The 18,074-nt window shown below is 38.6% G+C and carries 15 protein-coding genes; 11 read left to right on the forward strand and 4 right to left on the reverse strand.

What is annotated here, in order from left to right; genetic code table 11:
- Positions 1 to 10 precede the first annotated feature (10 nt).
- Positions 11 to 745, forward strand: a complete 735-nt coding sequence (locus GQR53_RS08880; protein WP_165743691.1) for an SDR family oxidoreductase — start codon at positions 11 to 13, stop codon at positions 743 to 745.
- A gap of 1 nt (position 746) precedes the next feature.
- Here GQR53_RS08880 and GQR53_RS08885 read toward each other — a convergent pair whose 3' ends face one another.
- Positions 747 to 1,676 carry an AEC family transporter gene (locus GQR53_RS08885; protein WP_165743675.1) on the reverse strand — a complete coding sequence of 310 codons (930 nt, stop codon included), beginning with the start codon at positions 1,674 to 1,676 and terminating at the stop codon, positions 747 to 749.
- A 27-nt stretch (positions 1,677 to 1,703) separates the two neighbouring features.
- The gene (gene smrB / locus GQR53_RS08890; protein WP_007377742.1) at positions 1,704 to 2,261 is read right to left on the reverse strand and encodes an endonuclease SmrB; all 558 of its coding nucleotides are present in this window, start codon (positions 2,259 to 2,261) and stop codon (positions 1,704 to 1,706) included.
- Positions 2,262 to 2,413: 152 nt separating this feature from the next.
- Here smrB and prmB point away from each other — a divergent pair, with 152 nt between their 5' ends.
- From prmB to GQR53_RS20855, 10 genes are all read left to right on the forward strand, one after another.
- Positions 2,414 to 3,349 carry a 50S ribosomal protein L3 N(5)-glutamine methyltransferase gene (gene prmB / locus GQR53_RS08895; protein WP_165743677.1) on the forward strand — a complete coding sequence of 312 codons (936 nt, stop codon included), beginning with the start codon at positions 2,414 to 2,416 and terminating at the stop codon, positions 3,347 to 3,349.
- Positions 3,350 to 3,414: 65 nt separating this feature from the next.
- On the forward strand, positions 3,415 to 4,512 hold the full coding sequence (gene aroC / locus GQR53_RS08900) for a chorismate synthase (protein WP_165743679.1): 1,098 nt from the start codon (positions 3,415 to 3,417) through the stop codon (positions 4,510 to 4,512).
- 118 nt (positions 4,513 to 4,630) lie between these two features.
- A complete protein-coding gene (locus GQR53_RS08905; RefSeq protein ID WP_165743681.1) occupies positions 4,631 to 5,023 on the forward strand; it encodes a DUF4112 domain-containing protein in 393 nt (130 codons plus the stop codon).
- A 287-nt stretch (positions 5,024 to 5,310) separates the two neighbouring features.
- The gene (locus tag GQR53_RS08910; RefSeq protein ID WP_231619957.1) at positions 5,311 to 5,649 is read left to right on the forward strand and encodes a zinc-ribbon domain containing protein; all 339 of its coding nucleotides are present in this window, start codon (positions 5,311 to 5,313) and stop codon (positions 5,647 to 5,649) included.
- A 702-nt stretch (positions 5,650 to 6,351) separates the two neighbouring features.
- Entirely contained in the window at positions 6,352 to 10,047 is a 3,696-nt protein-coding gene (locus tag GQR53_RS08915; RefSeq protein WP_165743683.1) for a S8 family serine peptidase, read from the forward strand.
- Between the two features lie 480 nt (positions 10,048 to 10,527).
- Positions 10,528 to 11,082, forward strand: a complete 555-nt coding sequence (locus tag GQR53_RS08920; RefSeq protein WP_165743685.1) for an elongation factor P hydroxylase — start codon at positions 10,528 to 10,530, stop codon at positions 11,080 to 11,082.
- Positions 11,072 to 12,235 (forward strand): ATP-NAD kinase family protein, encoded by a 1,164-nt coding sequence (locus GQR53_RS08925; RefSeq protein WP_165743687.1) that lies wholly within the window; start codon positions 11,072 to 11,074, stop codon positions 12,233 to 12,235. Before GQR53_RS08920 ends, GQR53_RS08925 begins: the two co-directional genes overlap by 11 nt.
- Complete coding sequence (locus tag GQR53_RS08930; RefSeq protein ID WP_024596509.1) at positions 12,232 to 12,507, forward strand: YfcL family protein; 276 nt, start codon at positions 12,232 to 12,234, stop codon at positions 12,505 to 12,507. The genes GQR53_RS08925 and GQR53_RS08930 overlap by 4 nt, the downstream gene beginning before the upstream one ends.
- Before the next feature lie 143 nt (positions 12,508 to 12,650).
- Entirely contained in the window at positions 12,651 to 14,207 is a 1,557-nt protein-coding gene (locus GQR53_RS08935; protein WP_165743689.1) for an AbgT family transporter, read from the forward strand.
- A gap of 142 nt (positions 14,208 to 14,349) precedes the next feature.
- Positions 14,350 to 15,327 carry a hypothetical protein gene (locus tag GQR53_RS20855; protein WP_240917459.1) on the forward strand — a complete coding sequence of 326 codons (978 nt, stop codon included), beginning with the start codon at positions 14,350 to 14,352 and terminating at the stop codon, positions 15,325 to 15,327.
- A 224-nt stretch (positions 15,328 to 15,551) separates the two neighbouring features.
- Here GQR53_RS20855 and GQR53_RS08945 read toward each other — a convergent pair whose 3' ends face one another.
- A complete protein-coding gene (locus GQR53_RS08945) occupies positions 15,552 to 17,396 on the reverse strand; it encodes a DEAD/DEAH box helicase (protein WP_024606656.1) in 1,845 nt (614 codons plus the stop codon).
- A gap of 160 nt (positions 17,397 to 17,556) precedes the next feature.
- Complete coding sequence (locus tag GQR53_RS08950; protein ID WP_011327680.1) at positions 17,557 to 17,820, reverse strand: GrxA family glutaredoxin; 264 nt, start codon at positions 17,818 to 17,820, stop codon at positions 17,557 to 17,559.
- Between the last annotated feature and the right edge of the window lie 254 nt (positions 17,821 to 18,074).

An 18,074-nucleotide genomic window follows, 5' to 3' on the forward strand; every position in this document is an offset into this window, starting at 1 on the left:
GCTTTAATGAATCGCTCCCCCCGTTGTACTTATCACAGGCTCTAGCCGAGGTATTGGCGCAGCTACCGCACTATATTTTGCAAAGCATGGTTATGATGTTTGCATTAATTATAAAGCTGATTTAGCTAGTGCGAAGCTAGTAGCCGATCAAGTAAGAAGCTTTGGCGTTAGAGCTCAAGTTATAAAAGCAGATGTATCGAAAGAGGCAGATGTTTTGGCGTTGTTTGATTTTATTGATAAAGAATTTAGCCAACTTGATGTACTAATAAATAACGCCGGTATTTTAAAACCACAAATGCCCTTGTTAGAAATGAGTGCTGAGCGCATAAACGAAGTTTTGACTACAAATATTACCAGTGCTTTTTTATGTAGCCGTGAGGCAATAAAGCGAATGGGAAATGGCGGTAGTATTGTTAATGTTTCATCGGGGGCCGCTAAAACGGGCTCTCCTAATGAGTACATTGATTATGCAGCATCTAAAGGTGCAATGGACACATTTACTATTGGCTTGGCAAAAGAGGTGGCAAGTAAAGGTATTCGAGTTAACTCGGTTAGACCTGGGCTTATTTACACTGATATGCATAGCGATGGCGGTGAAAAAAATCGAGTCGATCGTCTTAAAAGTAAATTACCCCTTGGCAGAGGCGGTACACCCGAGGAAGTTGCTGTAGCAATTTACTTTTTAGCTTCAGAGCACGCTTCTTTTACAACGGGTAGCTTTGTTGATGTAGCCGGCGGTTTGTAAGCTAAAGTAGTAAAGCTAGCCAAAACGTAAAGCTAATAACACTTAAGATAGTAGAAAGTACGACAGCCCCAGCAAGAGTAGCTTCATGTTGCTTTATTTGAGTCGCAATAAGATAAGCATTTACGCCAACAGGGGACGCACTTAAAAGTACCAATACATTAAGTATTTGCGTGTCTAGCTTAAATACATAAGTGCCTACCAATAAAACTAATGCAGGCAATAAAAATATTTTTAAAATTGATGCTATTAAAGCCGGTTGCCAATTTGCAGCTATTTTATAAAAAGCTAAATTTGCACCAAGTACAAATAGCGCACAGGCAATTGCTGGTTTAGCTAATAGCTCCAAACTATTTGCTAAGTCGCTAAACAGTGTAACTCCTAATATGTTTAATATAAGCCCGCACCCAATACTCAGTACAATAGGATTTAGTACCATACTTTTTCCAAAGTGCGACCACGAAAATTTATCGCTGCTACCTTTAGCGCCTATTAAAAATGTAAGTGCGAATAACAATGTGCTATGAAAAGTAATGATCATAAATGCAATGGCTATCATCTCTTTGCCAAGCGAGGCAATAATAATAGGAATACCCACTAACACCATATTTGAATAGCTAGAAGCAAGTCCAAATACACCGTGTTGTTGGTAGTTTTTTAAATGTTTTTTACTTAAATAAAAGCGATCAATTAATATACCCACCCCAAATACACTCAAAACAGGTATGTAAAAGCTCAAAAATGCAAAAAGGCTAATACTTTGCTGTAAGTTAATTTGCGACATATTTAATAATAAAAAAGCTGGCAAACTAATATAAAAAGTAAACTTACTCAGGCCTGCGATATGCTGCTTGTCGAAAAATTTTAATCGGCAACAGCTATAACCAAGCGCAACAATAAAAATGAGCGGAAAAATAATTGAAAAAATATGCACGTAGTTACATCCTAGTAATAGCTAAAGTTAGCGTCTAAATTCATCACTTTGCGGTAAATTAATTAAAATAAGTACAGCGCCTCTACCACCATATTCGAGAGGGGCTTGGTGCATCGCTATTACGTCAGGGTGCTGTACTAAGTACTGAGGCACTTTGTGCTTTAGTACGCCGCCACCAATACCGTGCACTACACATGCACAATAATAATGCTGCTTTTTACATTCGTGAATGAGTCCAGCGAGTTCGTCTTTAGCAAGTTCTTTATTTAAGCCATGTAAATCTAGCGTCAAATCGGGTGCAAAGTCACCACGGCGAAGCTGTTTAGCTAGGAAAGTATCTTGGCCAGGTTTTACATATTTAACCGTGCCGTGGGTGTCTATATCGGGAATATAAACGTCTGAGAAGAAAAATTCAGATTGAGCCTGCTTTTTTTGCTGGGCAAATTGCTTAGCTTGTGACACCTTAGGCTTTGTATCAAAACGATGAGTATCTTGTTTAAATACTTTGGCGCCTGTGATCGTTTGACGAAATAAGCTTATGTCGTCATTGCTTAGGGACGAATGTGATGGAGTGTCTTTTTTCATAACTATTACCTAAACAAAAAAACGTAAAAACGCAGCGCAAAAGGCGGTACAATACTTAAATGAGGGGCAATTGTAATTTGCCCAGCGCAGATAGGCAATGCAATCGTCTTAAAGACTCAAAACAGTCAGTAAGCTAATACAGGTAAAAATATATGAGCGATTTACAAATAGAAGAAGCAACACTCGAAGAAGCCGTTGCAGAACTGTCAACTTTACATGACTGGTTACGTTGGACTACAAGCCAATTTGCAAGTAGTAGTATATTTTTTGGACACGGTACAGATAACGCATGGGATGAAGCTGTAAGCTTATTACTGCCTGCGCTTAGCTTGCCTGTTGATGCGCCAAAAGAATTAATGCACGCGCGTTTAACAAGCACAGAAAAAAACCGACTTGCGGGTCTTATTGCAGAACGTATTAACGACTGCACACCAGTACCTTACTTAACAAACATTGCATGGTTTGCGGGTATGCCATTTTATGTGGATGAACGTGTACTTATACCTCGCTCACCATTTGCCGAGCTTATTAGTAACCGCTTTACACCCTGGCTTGAAGAGCCACAATCGGTAAACCGTATATTAGATTTATGTACGGGTTCGGGTTGTATCGCAATTGCACTTGCGCAAGCTTTTGAGCAGGCACAAGTTGATGCGGTAGATATATCGTATGAAGCGCTTGAAGTGACAGACATTAACATTAACGATTACATGTTGAGTGATCGCGTGTTACCTATTCAGTCTGATGTATTTAGCGGTGTACCAGGTCAAAAATACGACCTAATAGTAGCAAACCCACCGTATGTTGATGCAGAAGATATGGCTGACCTGCCACGCGAATTTCATCATGAGCCAGAGCTTGGACTTGCATCAGGTCACGATGGTTTAGATGTAACCCGTACTATATTGAGCGAAGCGAGTGAATATCTAACTGATAACGGTTTGTTATTTGTAGAAGTTGGTAACTCTATGGTACATATGGATGCACTGTATCCGGGCGCGCCGTTTGAATGGATTGAATTTGAACAAGGCGGCTTAGGTGTATTTGTAATTAGCAAAAAGCAGCTAGATGAGTATTTTGCAAAATAAGTAAAAAAATGAATAGCCAAGCCCTGTGCTTGGCTATTGGTAGTCATTAGGAATGAGGAAAGTTAATGGCAGGTAATAGCATTGGGCAGTTATTTAAAGTGTCCACCTTTGGTGAGAGCCACGGCGTTGCATTAGGCGGCGTTGTTGATGGTACTCCCGCAGGTCTTGAAATCACAGAGGCCGACTTACAAATTGATTTAGATCGCCGAAAACCAGGCCAAAGCCGTTATACAACGCAGCGCCGTGAAAGCGATCAAATAAAAATATTAGCAGGCGTTTTTGAAGGTAAAACCACAGGTACCAGCATTGGTCTATTGATTGAAAATACCGATCAACGCTCGCAAGATTACGGTAAAATTAAAGATGTATTTCGCCCAGGTCATGGCGATTACACGTATTGGCATAAGTACGGCTTGCGCGATTATCGCGGTGGCGGTCGTTCATCTGCACGCGAAACCGCGATACGCGTAGCGGCAGGTGCTATTGCTAAAAAATACTTAAAGCAATTTCATGGTATTGAAGTTAAAGCATGCTTAAGTCAGCTTGGCCCTATTAAGGCCGAAACGTTTGACTGGGATGAAGTGGAAAATAACTTTTTTTTCTTCCCTGATGCAAGTAAGCTTGAAGCGCTTGACGAATATATGCGTGATCTTAAAAAGCAAGGTGACTCAGTTGGCGCTAAAGTAAAAGTAGTGGCAAGTAATGTACCTGTTGGTCTTGGTGAGCCTGTATTTGACCGCCTTGACGCTGAACTTGCACACTCATTAATGAGTATTAACGCAGTTAAAGGCGTTGAAATTGGCGATGGCTTTGACGTAGTTGAGCAAAAAGGCTCTGAGCATCGCGACGAGCTAACCCCTGAAGGTTTTACATCAAATCATGCAGGTGGCGTACTTGCGGGTATTTCGACAGGGCAAGACATTATTGCTTCTATTGCGCTAAAGCCAACCTCGAGCATTACCATCCCAGGTAACAGCATTAATACAAGCAACGAAGCGGTTGAGATGATCACTAAAGGTCGTCACGACCCGTGTGTAGGTATTCGTGCAATACCGATTGCAGAGGCAATGATGGCCATTACCTTAATGGACCACTTACTGCGTCAACGCGGACAAAATCCACATGTAAACCACGAACATGGGCCAATTAATGGCTCTGTGTAAGTATTTATTATAAAAAAACGCGGATTACCGCGTTTTTTTTATGTCTGTAATTTAGTTAGGAGCCTTTCAGGAGTTGTTCAAGTAAGCACTATATACTGCAAGAAGGAGGGTAGTAATCATGAACGATAATATTAATGAACACTCACAAATAAAAGCCCAAGCTGCAATAGCCCGCTTAGAACGTTTCAGTAAGTTAACGGATAGCAGCATTGGTATTCCTTTTACTAAATTTAATATAGGTTTGGAGGCTGTGATTGGCTTAATCCCTGTTATAGGTGATGCCGCAGGGCTAATTTTATCAAGCTATGTGCTTATAGAAGCGCAGCGTTTAGGTGTGAGTAAACGTATAAAGACTAAGATGATCATTAATATGCTCATAGATTTTGTGGGCGGCTTAGTGCCATTTTTTGGCGATATATTTGATGCGTTTTTTAAAGCTAACACGCGTAATACCCGTTTGTTAAAAAACCATATAGCTAAGCAGGTAAAAGTAGAGAGTATTGAACACTAAGTAATGCTAATGCCGAATGTATTTAATGGGCTAAATTATTCAAAGTATAGAAATTACTTATACCTAAATTCGGATAATAACTACGTATTATTGATTTTGCTTTAACTTGCTTTTATTTAGCTTACTTTTAAGATGTAAGCCGTGAATTTAAAATAGGTAGATATATGTACCTTAACCACCTAAGGTATGGCAATAGACCAATAACTACAAATACCTTAGTGACAATAGAGGAGATAGAGAAAGGGCATTGACGTTACTCGAGCCTTAAATACTTCTCTAATACGGTAATGTTGGCTGATATAAAAAAGCAAAATTATGCCAGTTTTCCTCGAACACTCTATGTAGATATTGAGGAGCAGTGCGAGACCTGCCCTAAGGCATTTATTTTCTTTGCTCAAGAGCAACAATATTGGTTTGAGGTACTTGGTTTTTGGGTGGATTCACACTGCACACGTTGTTTTGAATGCCGTAAGCATGCCAGATATATACTAACTCTACGTAAACGGTACGATATGTTAACTAGCTTAGCCAACAAAACCGCTAGCGAAAAAACACAGCGTATAGAACTTGCCAATACGCTTTACTGTTTAGGTATTATTAAAAACATCAATAAAGTAAATGGTTAACCTATTTAGATTTTACTCTTACGTCTTGTTTTTACTTTAGTTGTAAAAAAACCATACAATTCATCTCGTTTTTAGTGCGGAAAATAACGGATCTCATTTCTATTTTTTACAAAACCATAACACAATACTTAATAAGGTGATGTCTACACTCTATTTTGTGCCAGTGCCCTACATGAAATGATAGTAGACGATAACCAAAGAGAACTCGAAGATTATGGTTCTCCTAGAACTATTCCCGACCATTGTTGATGTGTTTTTCAAATCGAATAGACTCAAATACTGAATAAAAATAAGCTAAAACAGCAAATAAAAAATATATTAATATAAATTCAATCTTGAAGGATAGACTATGTTTTTCTCTCTCTCGTAATGTTAATGTTAATGTTAATGTTAATGTTAATTAAGTTAGGTTTTTTATTATCAAAAAACCAGTGCTTAATAATTATACAAAGAATTACTCTTTAAATAAGAAATTGATTAGTATATAGAACTATTAGCTTAACTATATTAAATACTAATCATAGCAACAAGGAAGTTGCACCTCGTCTTTACCATGATCTGTAACTTCCTGCCGCAATCAATCTATTATTTACTCTCGCTATTTTAGCGTGTTTCTATGAGGATTTATCTATCTTTATAGAGACGTAAAATCGTTTTTATTAGCTAAGTAAATATTTATCATGGATTTAAAAAGGAGCAGGAATGCGACAAACTAAATTTGGATTAAATACAGAAGTTAAATATTTTAAAAAATTACTACTTGCGATCACTATAACGTCTTTGGTTGGGTGTGGAAGTGATGATAAAAGTGTCGAACCAACAGCATTACAAAATAAACCTCCAGCGTTAGTAATGGGAGAAGATCAAAGTGTTGATGAAAATACTAAAGTTGTTTTAACTGCTCAGGGAACAGACCCTGAAGGCCGTGAGTTATCATATGAATGGTCTCAAACTGATGGGACAAGTGTTGAGTTGAACACATCAACAACTGCTTCGACCTCATTTATAGCGCCAGATGTCTCTGAGCAAGCAAATTTAGAGTTTCAGTTATCAGTCAAAGACTCTGCAGGTGAAGTGGTCACAGGTAGTGTGATTGTTACAGTTAATCCGGTATTTGCACAGCTAAGTAATACCGCAATTAGCTTTAGTTCTGTGCCAGTACAAAACCAAGAAGTGGCTATTAATTTTATCTCTGATGATGATTTAGGTGAAATTAACTGGCAAGTAGAAATGCAACCAGAGACTTCAGCATTAACGTTAACTAAATCTGAAGATCAATCAGTAACTCTTACTCCAACTGCCGTGGGTGAGTATAAATTAATTGCGCAGTCAAAAGATAATGATAGCGTTAAAAGTACAACATTTAGTATTACTCCAAGTTTTGAATTTGATGTGTTAAAAGTTTCTGGTAATGATGATACTACTGAAGTTAACGAGCTAATAGGGGCGATATCAAATCAATCTTGGGTCTACTCGTCTTCACTTGATAAGGATGCACTTAAAACGCTCGTGGCTAATTATGAGCAGTTAGTTGTAAAAGGTTATGACGAAACACAGGGCTTATTAGTTGAATATGATGAAAGTGATTTAAAGACTAAAGAAGCAATGGAGCTGTTAAAGCTAGAGCAGGGCGTTTCAAGTGTTGATAACCGTGTTTTTGAAGGGCAGAACGTATTACGACAAGAAGATACAATACCAAATGACGGTAGTGACTTCACTGATGGCGGCGATAACTGGCATCTAGAGAAAATATTAGCAACGGCTGCATGGGACTTTACAACAGGTAGCACTGATGTTTTAGTAGCAATTTCTGATGGTGGCTTTGATACAACCCATCCAGAGCTAAAAGGACGCTACTCTGAAGTATTGACGTCCCAAGTTTCTGATCATGGTACAGCTGTAGCAGGTACTATTGGTGCCGCTACCAATAATGGGACAGGCATGTCTGGGATTAACTGGTCTTCTCAATTAATCTTAGGTAATTGGAGTAAAGAAAGCCTTAAAGCTTTATTATCAAAAGCAGGTGTTGTGACGGTAAATAGCTCATGGTCAATCCCTGGTTATATTCCAGTTTCTTTCGACCCATCGAACATTGTTAGCTTAGAAGAGCGAAATACGCTTGCTCTAGTCGCTTCTAGACCCTACCGAAAAATAGCAGAAAGTAATTTAGATAAGTTATTAGTGTGGTCTGCAGGTAATGGCATCGGCAATGGTGCGGGCAACAGCAACAATGTTTACGGTGTGGATGCACGCTTACATAGCTCAGCTCTTCACTTTACTAGTAACGGTACTCTACAAAAGCAGCAGAACGTGATGTTTGTTGCCGTTGTTGATGATGATAACCGTTTACCTTTTTACAGCAACTATGGAAGCTCAGTAGATATAGCAGCACCGACTTCTTATAAAACCTTGAAGTCAGATTCTCAATATTATACAGATGGTCAATATGGAGATGGTACAAGTGCTTTTTCGGGAACATCTTCAGGTGCAGCTATAGTAACAGGGGTGGCTTCACTAATATATTCTATTTACCCAGATTTTACAGGCGAAGAGGTAAAAAATATATTAATTGATAGTGCAACAGAGTTTGTGACTGAGCGTTATATTACTCCATCAAAGAGTGTGGATGAGGGGACTAATATTGCGACGTTAGCTCACCAAATTCCAATTGTTAATGCACAAAAAGCCTTAGAAAAAGCACAGGCAATTATTGATAGCAAAGTGATCATTTCAAGTGCTATACCTGATCCTTTTACGGCTCAAACACAACTATTATTTGACTCTATAGATACTGATTTACAAGTAGAAAATATTGAATGGGAACTGCAGTCTTTTGGTGCCTCAGATAAATGGCAAACGGTTAAGACTAGCTCAACAGCTGAAAGCGAATTATTAGTTGATCTTGATACAAGCGCTTCAAGACATCGCTTGCTTGCAACTATTAACTTGCTTAACCCTACGAGTGGATCAGAAGTTGTTGTGGTTAAGGAGTATGAATTTGAGTACTCAACAGTCATATTAACCGCAAAAGACACTGTATCCCTTGAGCCGCAAGTGGGCGTACAAATTAGCCTTGAATCTGACACAGGACAAAACTTTGAAATGTCTAGCTACACAGATTCGTTAGGTGTTAGTAAGATGTACTTAGAAGCGGGATCATATAAAGCATATGGCACTCAAGAAGGTTACCAAACAGCCGCTATCTCAATCATCGTTAATGATGAAAGTACAATTCAAACAACCTTAAATTTAGCATCTACTGAAGTTGGTGCTGTTGGTTCTTTAAGTGGTTTTGTTGTTGATGGTAACGGTAATCCATTAGAAGGTGCCTCTGTAAGGATTTCTGGTGGTGAGCAAACAAATGGTTTCTTTGCAGCTTCAACTACTGATAGTAATGGTGAATTTGCTATTTCGAATATTTCAAAAAGTGATTCGGATGGTGGTGAAATTGAATCTTTCATAATGGAAGTTTCTGCATTTGGTTATACAACCTCAGTGCGTGAAGAAGTTATCATATTGGCAGGTAAGGAGCGTCTAGAGAACTTCACACTTGTTAGCCAAAATTTAGAAGAGCAAATAATATTTTCTGATGGCTTTGAAGAAGGTGAAAATAGCTGGCAATTTACAGGATTTTGGAACCAGGTTGACCTCGCAAATAATAGCATTACTAATACCTTAGTTGATGGAGGATATACTTCTCTAGCGCCAGATGAGGAAGGCCCAAAAGCGTTATTACCTAAAGCATCGAGCGGTAACAGTGCGTGGTGGTATGGTCAGGAAGATACGGGTACATTCATAGGCACACAAAACAGTAATGATTACCTTCTTAGTGGCGGGCAGTCAGAGCAAGCAAATTCAGGACAGCTTGTATCGCCTGCGATTGACTTGACATCAGTTAGTGCCGCACTTCTTAAATTTAGAACATGGTGGGAAATTGAATCAGTAAATCCTAATGAGAATGGATACGATATCATGGAAGTGCAAATAAGTACTGACAGTGGTGAAACCTTTGAAACACTTAAGAAGCTAAACCCTTTTGTTGATCCAAATGAGGCAGATCGTAAGGCAAAACCATTCTCATCGGGTGGTTATAATCGTAAACCTGTTTGGGTGCTAGAAGAGCTAGACCTAACTGATTATGTAGGTCAATCAGTTGTCATACGTTTTGATTTCCAAACGAATGATGGGCTCTACAATGGCTTTAGAGGCTGGATAATTGATGACTTTGAAATGCTTGGTTTTGCTTCGGATTCTAAGATGCTACAGAGCACCAAAGCATTAACTCCTTCTTTAACTAAAGCAGCTGCATCAGACAAATCGGATGTTAGTGAAAAGTTTGTAGAAGTACATAAAAAACCACAAGTTTATTCACTTAAGGTAACACCAACTCGCGATTAATAAACGCTTAATGACAGGCAGTCTTTATTAAGGCTGCCTATTTTTAGTAGTGCAGCAGCGATACATTAACCACTTATTTTACTTTTCAGCGTAATCGAAGTAATACTTTGTGAAACACTAAAACCTTTGTAATAAAAAGAGCTGATTCCCCATTCTTTTAGTTCATCACTAACTTACCTAACAGCTTTAATAAGTAGCTCCTAAGGAATAGCAAATAAGTTGAGACTGATACTTTTGTTATTAAACATAGAGAGTAACCCTAATAAATCAATGCGCCGTAATAAGCAAATAGGTTTGCTTTATGATCGTGAGGTATTGGTGTTTCCTATCTATGTGTGCAAGCAGTTTATTTATAAGTATTGTTGTTTAAGTGGTAAACACTAGGAGCTTATTTTTACTTTAGTTGTAAAAGCCCGTACAATTCGTCTCGTTTTTACTGCGCAAAATAGCGCTGCAACCGAGAAAAATTAACCTAATTTTATGCATCAAATAGCTGATCTAATTTCAATTTTTGAACGCACTTTTTATCAAAGTCATAATACATGTCTGATAAAAGGCGATTTTGAACCTGTGTATTTACCAGCAACAGAGCACGTGCCATATCACCAAGTTGTATTTGCGCATGGTTTTTACGCGAGTGCACTGCATGAAATTGCGCATTGGCTAGTAGCAGGCGATGCACGTCGTTTATTAGAAGATTACGGCTATTGGTACTGCCCAGACGGGCGCGACAAACAAAAACAAGCTGAGTTTGAAAACGTAGAAGTAAAGCCCCAAGCTATAGAGTGGTTATTAAGCACCGCAGCAGGGTTTAATTTTAATGTGTCGGTGGATAACTTAAACGGCGAGCAAACATGTCGGTTTGATTTTCAGCAGCGAGTATATGCACGGGTATTATCGCTAATCGAAAATGGCTTTAACTCTCGTACAGAATCACTTTTAAAAGCACTCTGTGATTTTTACAATACACCGTGGCCATTAACAGCGCAGCAATTTAATTGGCAACATCCAAAGGAGCTTTGTAATGGCGTTTAAATTAGGCTTAATTGTAAACCCTGTAGCAGGTTTAGGCGGCACAGTTGCCTTAAAAGGCAGTGATGGCGCACACACAGCCGCTAAAGCAATTGAATTAGGTGCAGAGCCAAAAGCAAATAGCCGAACAAAAGCAGCGCTTGAGGTGCTATTACCTTATAAAGAACGCTTAACTATTTACACTGTTAACGATGACATGGGTGAGCAAACAGCAAAAGCTTTGGGCTTTAATGTAGAGGTTGTATATAACACTTCTGCAATAACAACCCCAGATGACACAGAACAAGCCGCAAAAATACTTAAAAACTCTGGTGTTGATTTGGTCTTATTTGCCGGAGGCGACGGTACAGCACGTAACATTTGCCATGCAATAGAGGATACCATTCCCGTACTTGGTATTCCCGCAGGTTGTAAAATCCATTCTGGTGTTTACGCTATTACGCCAAAGGCTGCAGGGCGCGTAGTCGAAATGCTGGTTAAGGGGCAGTTAGTTACCTTAGCCGATGCAGATGTAATGGATATAGATGAAGATGCTTTCAGGCAAGGCACAGTAAAAGCCAAACGCTACGGCGAAATGCAAACACCTAGCGAAGTACGCTATATGCAAGCGGTTAAAAATGGCGGTAAAGAAACCGACGAACTCGTACTTGCCGACATTGCAGCGCATGTTGTATCGCAAATGGATGAAGACACATTTTATATTATGGGTAGCGGCTCAACGGCTGAAGCCATAATGGAAGAAATGGGGCTTGAAAATACGTTACTTGGTGTTGATTTAATAAAAGATCAAACCTTAGTTGCCCAAGATTTAACGGCTAAACAATTACTTGAGCTTACACATGATCAAAGTACTAAGTTAGTCATTACGCTCATTGGCGGGCAAGGGCATATATTTGGCCGTGGTAACCAGCAATTGAGTCCTGTGCTTATACGCGCAATTGGCAAAGAAAATATTATTGTAGTAGCAACTAAAACAAAACTACAAGCGCTTAATGGTCGCCCCCTTATTTGTGATACAGGCGATGGCGAATTAGATGATGAATTAACGGGTTATATTAAAGTAACCACCGGATTTAACGACCATATTATGTATGCAGTAGGGCACCACAACATTGAAAATATAGGTGCTTTGCAAAACCAGGAGATTAATAAATGAGTTTAGTGAACTATATCGATGCAGCCCAGCAGTACTTCGATGATTTAGTAATAAAAGCAACTGACGATGAGTTATTTGCTGGCGGCTATTTACGAGGTCATTTTGATCTTGCAGTTGGTTATGCCGAAGTAGAAAAGCTGACAATCAGTATAGATGAGCTAAACGAAACTGTAGAGCAAAGCTTAGTTAAAGCATATCGCAACGGCGAGCTTAACGAAGAAGACAAGGCATTAGTTGCACGCTTATGGGATGAAGTTAAAGCCCTCGCTTAACCCTAAGTGTTACAAAAAACACGATGTGTTTATCACTATCGTGTTTTTTTGTGCCCAAAACTTTTAAAGTAGATTTTAATGTTAATTTACTGTTTTGTTTTTATGCGATATTGTTACTAAAAATAAATTTAGGAACAATAAGAATGAGTAATAATCAAGACGCTTTACCTTCAGGGGTTGTTGCGCGTTTTTTAAATTTTGTTGAGCGGGTTGGCAATAAGCTTCCAGATCCAGCCGTAATATTTCTGTTTGCAATGTTATTAATTTGGTTTTTGTCGTGGTGGTTTTCAGGCGTAAGCTTTGATGCAATAGACCCACGTACCGGTGAAGCGATTATTATTAATAATATGCTGGCAAGTGATTCGCTCGCTACTTTTTTATCCTCTATGGTAAAAACCTTTACCGGCTTCGCTCCCTTAGGTGTCGTTTTAGTAGCTATGTTAGGTGTAGGTGTTGCAGAGCATTCGGGCTTCATTAATACCGGTCTTAAGTTAATGCTTAAAGTTACTCCTAAAAAGCTATTAACGCCTTCAATCATTTTAGTAGCCATTGTGAGCCATACCGCTACTGACGCAGGTTATGTATTAGTTATTCCACTTGCCGGTGTTATATTTTATGCTGCAGGACGCCATCCGCTTGCGGGTATTGCAGCTGCATTTGCTGGTGTGAGTGGTGGTTTTGGGGCTAACTTTATTCCATCAGGGATTGATCCATTGCTACAAAGCTTTACCCAAAGTGCGGCGCAAATAATTAATCCTGCAATGACAATTAACCCGTTAAATAACTGGGCATTTGCTTCTGCATCTAGCTTATTTATTGTGGCATTGGGCTGGTATATCACCGATAAAATTATTGAACCACGTTTACAAAAAACAGCGGTTGATGGTGCTAAAGAGGATTTACCTGTATTTGAAGATGCACGTAGTGATGAAAAACGTGCCTTTTATATAGCCAGTACCGTGATGATTGCTGGACTTGCGTTATTAGCATTTGTCTCTGCTCCAGACGATTCTGCAATGCGCAGTAGTGATGGATCCCTTACTAATTTTAGCTCTCCTTTAATGCAATCAATTGTACCACTAATATTTTTACTTTTTTGGATTCCGGGCACTGTATATGGCTTTACGGTAGGTACCTTTAAAACCTCAAAAGATATGATTGATGCTATGAGTAAAGCGATGAGCGGCATGGCATATTATATCGTCATGGCGTTTTTCTGTTCGCTATTTATTGCTGCATTTAGTAAATCAAATTTAGGTGCACTGCTCGCAATTGAAGGTGCGCAGTTATTAAAGGCGATGGAATTGCCAAGTGCAGTAACGGTTGTAGGCATTATCTTTTTAACTGGCTTTGTTAACTTGTTTGTAGGTTCAAGTTCAGCAAAATGGGCGTTACTTGGCCCCATTTTTGTACCGATGTTAATGCAACTTGGCATTTCGCCTGACTTAACTCAAGCCGCTTATCGTGTAGGTGACTCAAGCTCTAATATTATTACACCGTTAATGCCATACTTCCCATTAGTGGTGGTGTACTGTCAAAAGTATGTGAAAGGCACCGGGATAGGCACTTTAATTGCTATTATGCTACCGTACTCAATCGCCTTTATGATTGGCTGGAGTATCTTTTTATTAGGTTACTGGGCACTTGGTATTCCACTAGGACTTGATGCCAGCTACGTGTATCCGGCAGTAACGCCATAACAAAGAATAATCACTATAACAAAAGTAAAAGCCCCATCATGAACTGGTAGGGCTTTTTAGAACTTTAAATTAAGCATATTTATTTAATTGGATTAAATAATAACTCTCTTAGCTTGAGTGTGCATTGAGGGACTTAAAGTATATGAATAACAATAAAAAAATTAGTAGTGTGTTCACATATTCATATTTTTGGATAGCTATAATTATACCGGTTAGCTTATCTTCTTTACTGATGAGTTTTATTTTTATAAATGATGGTCTATCAATTGAATGGCCAAATAAAGAAACCCTATCTGTTTTCTTAGAATATATGAATGTGCCTTTATGGATTTTAGGTTCAGCATTACCTCTTGCTACTTTGGCAACTGCTAACTTTCGTGCATTACAGTTCCAATCTAATTTGAATTACCAGAAAAGAACAATAGAAAGGCAAGAGTTTGAGCATAAAATAGATCTCTATCATAAAGAGTTAACTCTATTTAGAGAAAAATTCTCTGCAGTTATATTCAATGGTAACTTTAAATGCATTAGACCTGAAGATGCCACATTAATTTTTACACGCTTTTATCCAAAACCAACAAAAAAAGAAGATCCATACTTCGAGATAGATATTAAAAAAATAGAGTATATATATGAATTTATGAAACTATTCGAGGCTAAGGTTTTTGAGTTCGGGAAAATAGCAAACACTAAACGAAATAAACTGAAATTTATAAACTTATTGTTTCCCGACTTTTCGGAAGAGCAAAAAATAGAACAAAAGAATTCTATAAATATATATACCTTAAAAATAGTATATCTTTTAGGAATTATGGAAGCGACTCTTTTACAAGTTTGTCATGTTATAGGCATTCGCCACTTTTCAATTGGAAAAGAGCCTATTACTTTAATTATAAAATTAATTATAGATATTTACGCATTACAAACTAGCTTTCTTGACGATGGAGAATCTGAGTGTAGCTTTTATTTCTCTCAAAAAAGACAAAGTGCCTTAGTCGATATTTTAAATCTATGGATTAAATATAGTTCGATTTCTAATGTTAATAGAGATAAATATACCGCTGACGATTTCCGACATGAGTGTTTTATAACAGAAGTATTGAGAAATCAGCCTAGATAGAAGCTAATAATTACAAACGCATAAAATTTGAATTTCTTTTTAAAGAGTTATTTTTAATAAAAGCTAAATTATATTTTACGGTTAATTTCTTAAGTTTAATATGTAGTTAAAAATTTAACGCGAGTTGCTCAAATCTTTCATCTTGAACCTATTACCTTCAAGCTCCAGACACAAAAAAACCTTGTCACTTTCGTGGCAAGGTTTTTTTATTAAAGAGTCGTTGCTTATTTAGCTGTGAAGCTTACAGGGCGACGTTCTTTACGAGGACCGCTGCGCTTATCACCGCGTGCGCCGTCATCTTTATTAAAGCTGCGTTTCTTATCACCAGCTGGACGCTCAGAGCGTTCGCCACGTGGTTCAGCAGGACCTTGATCAGTTGTAATTGTTAAGCCCATAGGGCGTTTACAAATAAACACTTTTTGGAAGTGATCAAGTACATCTTTAGGCATGTTTTGCGGTAATTGAACCGTGCTGTGATTGTCGTGTAGACGAATATCACCAATAAACTTGCTTGAGATGTCAGCTTCGTTAGCGATAGCGCCAACAATATTTTTAACCTGAACACCATGTTCACGACCTACTTCGATACGGTAAGTATCCATAGGACCTGCATCACGGCTGTTACGTTCGCGAGGTTTACGCTCAGCGCGTTCACCACCACGTTCGCCGCCACGTTCGTTACGACGTCCACGGTCACCACGATCGTTGCGTGAATTGCGGTCGTTACGCTCGTTACGTTCACGAGGTTGAATTTTAACTTCTTCAACTTTAATTGGCGACTGTTGCTGTGCTAAACACAGTAACGCACCCGCTAAGCTTTCAAGAGGAAGGTCAAGTTTTTCAGCCATGTTAGTAGCTACTTCATTGAAGAACGTGATGTCTTTGTTTTCAAGCGCAATAGTTAATTTTGCTTGTAACGCTTCGATACGTTTTTCTTCAACAATTTTTGCTGTAGGTAATTCAACTTGAGCAATTTCAGATTTCGTATGACGAATGATATTTTTAAGTAAATAACGTTCATTATGTTTTACGAATAAGATTGCTTTACCAGTACGACCAGCACGACCTGTACGGCCGATACGGTGAACGTAGGCTTCAGAATCTTGTGGGATATCGTAGTTGATAACTAAGCTTAAACGGTCAACATCTAGACCACGTGCCGCTACATCTGTTGCAATAACAATGTTTAGCATGCCACTTTTTAAGCGATCTACAGTGCGTTCACGTGCTTGCTGGTTCATGTCACCGTTAAGTGGAGCAGCAGAGAAACCTTCGCGCTCTAATAACTCAGCAAGTTGTACTGTATCGTTACGCGTACGTACGAAAACAATAGCACCTTCATATTGCTCAGCTTCTAAGAAGCGAACAATTGCTTTATTTTTATGTACGCTTGCATTCCAAAACACTTGCTCAACAGATGATACTGTAGAGTTACGCGCAGAAATATGAACCTGTTCAGGATTGTTCATATACTTGCTGCTGATGTTTTGAATTTGCTTAGGCATAGTCGCAGAGAAAAGACATGTTTGCTTTTCGCGCGGTGTTTTTTCCATGATGCTTTCTACATCATCGATAAAGCCCATACGTAACATTTCATCGGCTTCATCAAGTACAAGTGCTTGTAGAGCATCAAACTTGATAGTGCCACGGTTAATATGATCGATTAAGCGACCTGGAGTAGCTACGATAACTTGCGCGCCACGACGAAGTGCACTTAGTTGGATACTGTAGCTTTGGCCACCATAAAGTGCCAATACTTCAATACCACGAACATGTTTAGCATATTGTTCAAATGCCTCAGCAACTTGGATCGCAAGCTCACGGGTTGGTGTGAGTACAAGGATCTGTGGCTGTTTCACAGACGGGTCAATATTATTTAATAGTGGTAGTGCAAATGCTGCGGTTTTACCTGTACCCGTTTGAGCTAGTCCCAGTACGTCCTTTCTTTCTAGCAATAACGGTATACATTGAGCTTGGATTTCAGATGGTGTCTTGTAACCCAACTCTTCAACTGCCTTCAAAATTGCAGGAGAAAGATTTAGAGATTCAAACGTGACTGGTTCTGACATTAATACGCCTCAACGAATTTAAAGAGGCGCGCATTATAAAGGATAAATGCGGTAAATGCTTGTAGAAATTACAACTAATTTATAGGTGATTGATGTTGGTCGAAATTTAACCAGCTAAGTAACTAGATTACTTAACTGGTTAACATATTTGATACAGAACTTATTGATAAAGTCCAAGATTCTCTTTGGCGTAGGCCTCAAACTCTGTAAAACCACCAATGTGTTTTTGGTCTACAAAGATTTGCGGCACTGTTGGGCAAGGTTTGCCGGCAGACTTTTCAAGATCTTCTTTACTTATGCCTTCTTTAATAATGTCGATATAGCGAAATTTAAAATCATCACGTTCATTTGATAGTTGCTCTGCTACGTCTTTAGCACGAACACAAAATGGGCAGCCTTCACGACCAAAAATTACAGTTAACATAGTGAACTCCTCAATTAAATTGCTACTAGTGTAACCATTTGAGTTAAATATTAAAGAGCAAACAAGCGATTAAGCTGTTCGCTTTTATTGATATGCCTTAGGGATCAGCGTTTTTAAATAATCGCTACTGTTATTGGGCGCTTAATGTGGTGTTAAAAGTAAAATAAATAATTTTTTGAAAAATCATCTTGAAAACACTTTTGCAGTCCATATATAGATAAGTAGAGGACGCCTGATGGGTCCTTGTTAAACAG

The organism is Pseudoalteromonas sp. Z9A6 (assembly GCF_011378805.1).
Lineage (GTDB): Bacteria > Pseudomonadota > Gammaproteobacteria > Enterobacterales > Alteromonadaceae > Pseudoalteromonas > Pseudoalteromonas distincta.

What these genes read in the sequence shown, in the direction of transcription:
- smrB (WP_007377742.1), bottom strand. Translation starts at nt 2,261, where the DNA reads ATGAAAAAAGACACTCCATCACATTCGTCCCTAAGCAATGACGACATA.
- prmB (WP_165743677.1), top strand. Translation starts at nt 2,414, where the DNA reads ATGAGCGATTTACAAATAGAAGAAGCAACACTCGAAGAAGCCGTTGCA.
- aroC (WP_165743679.1), top strand. Translation starts at nt 3,415, where the DNA reads ATGGCAGGTAATAGCATTGGGCAGTTATTTAAAGTGTCCACCTTTGGT.
- GQR53_RS08905 (WP_165743681.1), top strand. Translation starts at nt 4,631, where the DNA reads ATGAACGATAATATTAATGAACACTCACAAATAAAAGCCCAAGCTGCA.
- GQR53_RS08910 (WP_231619957.1), top strand. Translation starts at nt 5,311, where the DNA reads ATGTTGGCTGATATAAAAAAGCAAAATTATGCCAGTTTTCCTCGAACA.
- GQR53_RS08915 (WP_165743683.1), top strand. Translation starts at nt 6,352, where the DNA reads ATGCGACAAACTAAATTTGGATTAAATACAGAAGTTAAATATTTTAAA.
- GQR53_RS08920 (WP_165743685.1), top strand. Translation starts at nt 10,528, where the DNA reads ATGCATCAAATAGCTGATCTAATTTCAATTTTTGAACGCACTTTTTAT.
- GQR53_RS08925 (WP_165743687.1), top strand. Translation starts at nt 11,072, where the DNA reads ATGGCGTTTAAATTAGGCTTAATTGTAAACCCTGTAGCAGGTTTAGGC.
- GQR53_RS08930 (WP_024596509.1), top strand. Translation starts at nt 12,232, where the DNA reads ATGAGTTTAGTGAACTATATCGATGCAGCCCAGCAGTACTTCGATGAT.
- GQR53_RS08935 (WP_165743689.1), top strand. Translation starts at nt 12,651, where the DNA reads ATGAGTAATAATCAAGACGCTTTACCTTCAGGGGTTGTTGCGCGTTTT.
- GQR53_RS20855 (WP_240917459.1), top strand. Translation starts at nt 14,350, where the DNA reads ATGAATAACAATAAAAAAATTAGTAGTGTGTTCACATATTCATATTTT.
- GQR53_RS08945 (WP_024606656.1), bottom strand. Translation starts at nt 17,396, where the DNA reads ATGTCAGAACCAGTCACGTTTGAATCTCTAAATCTTTCTCCTGCAATT.
- GQR53_RS08950 (WP_011327680.1), bottom strand. Translation starts at nt 17,820, where the DNA reads ATGTTAACTGTAATTTTTGGTCGTGAAGGCTGCCCATTTTGTGTTCGT.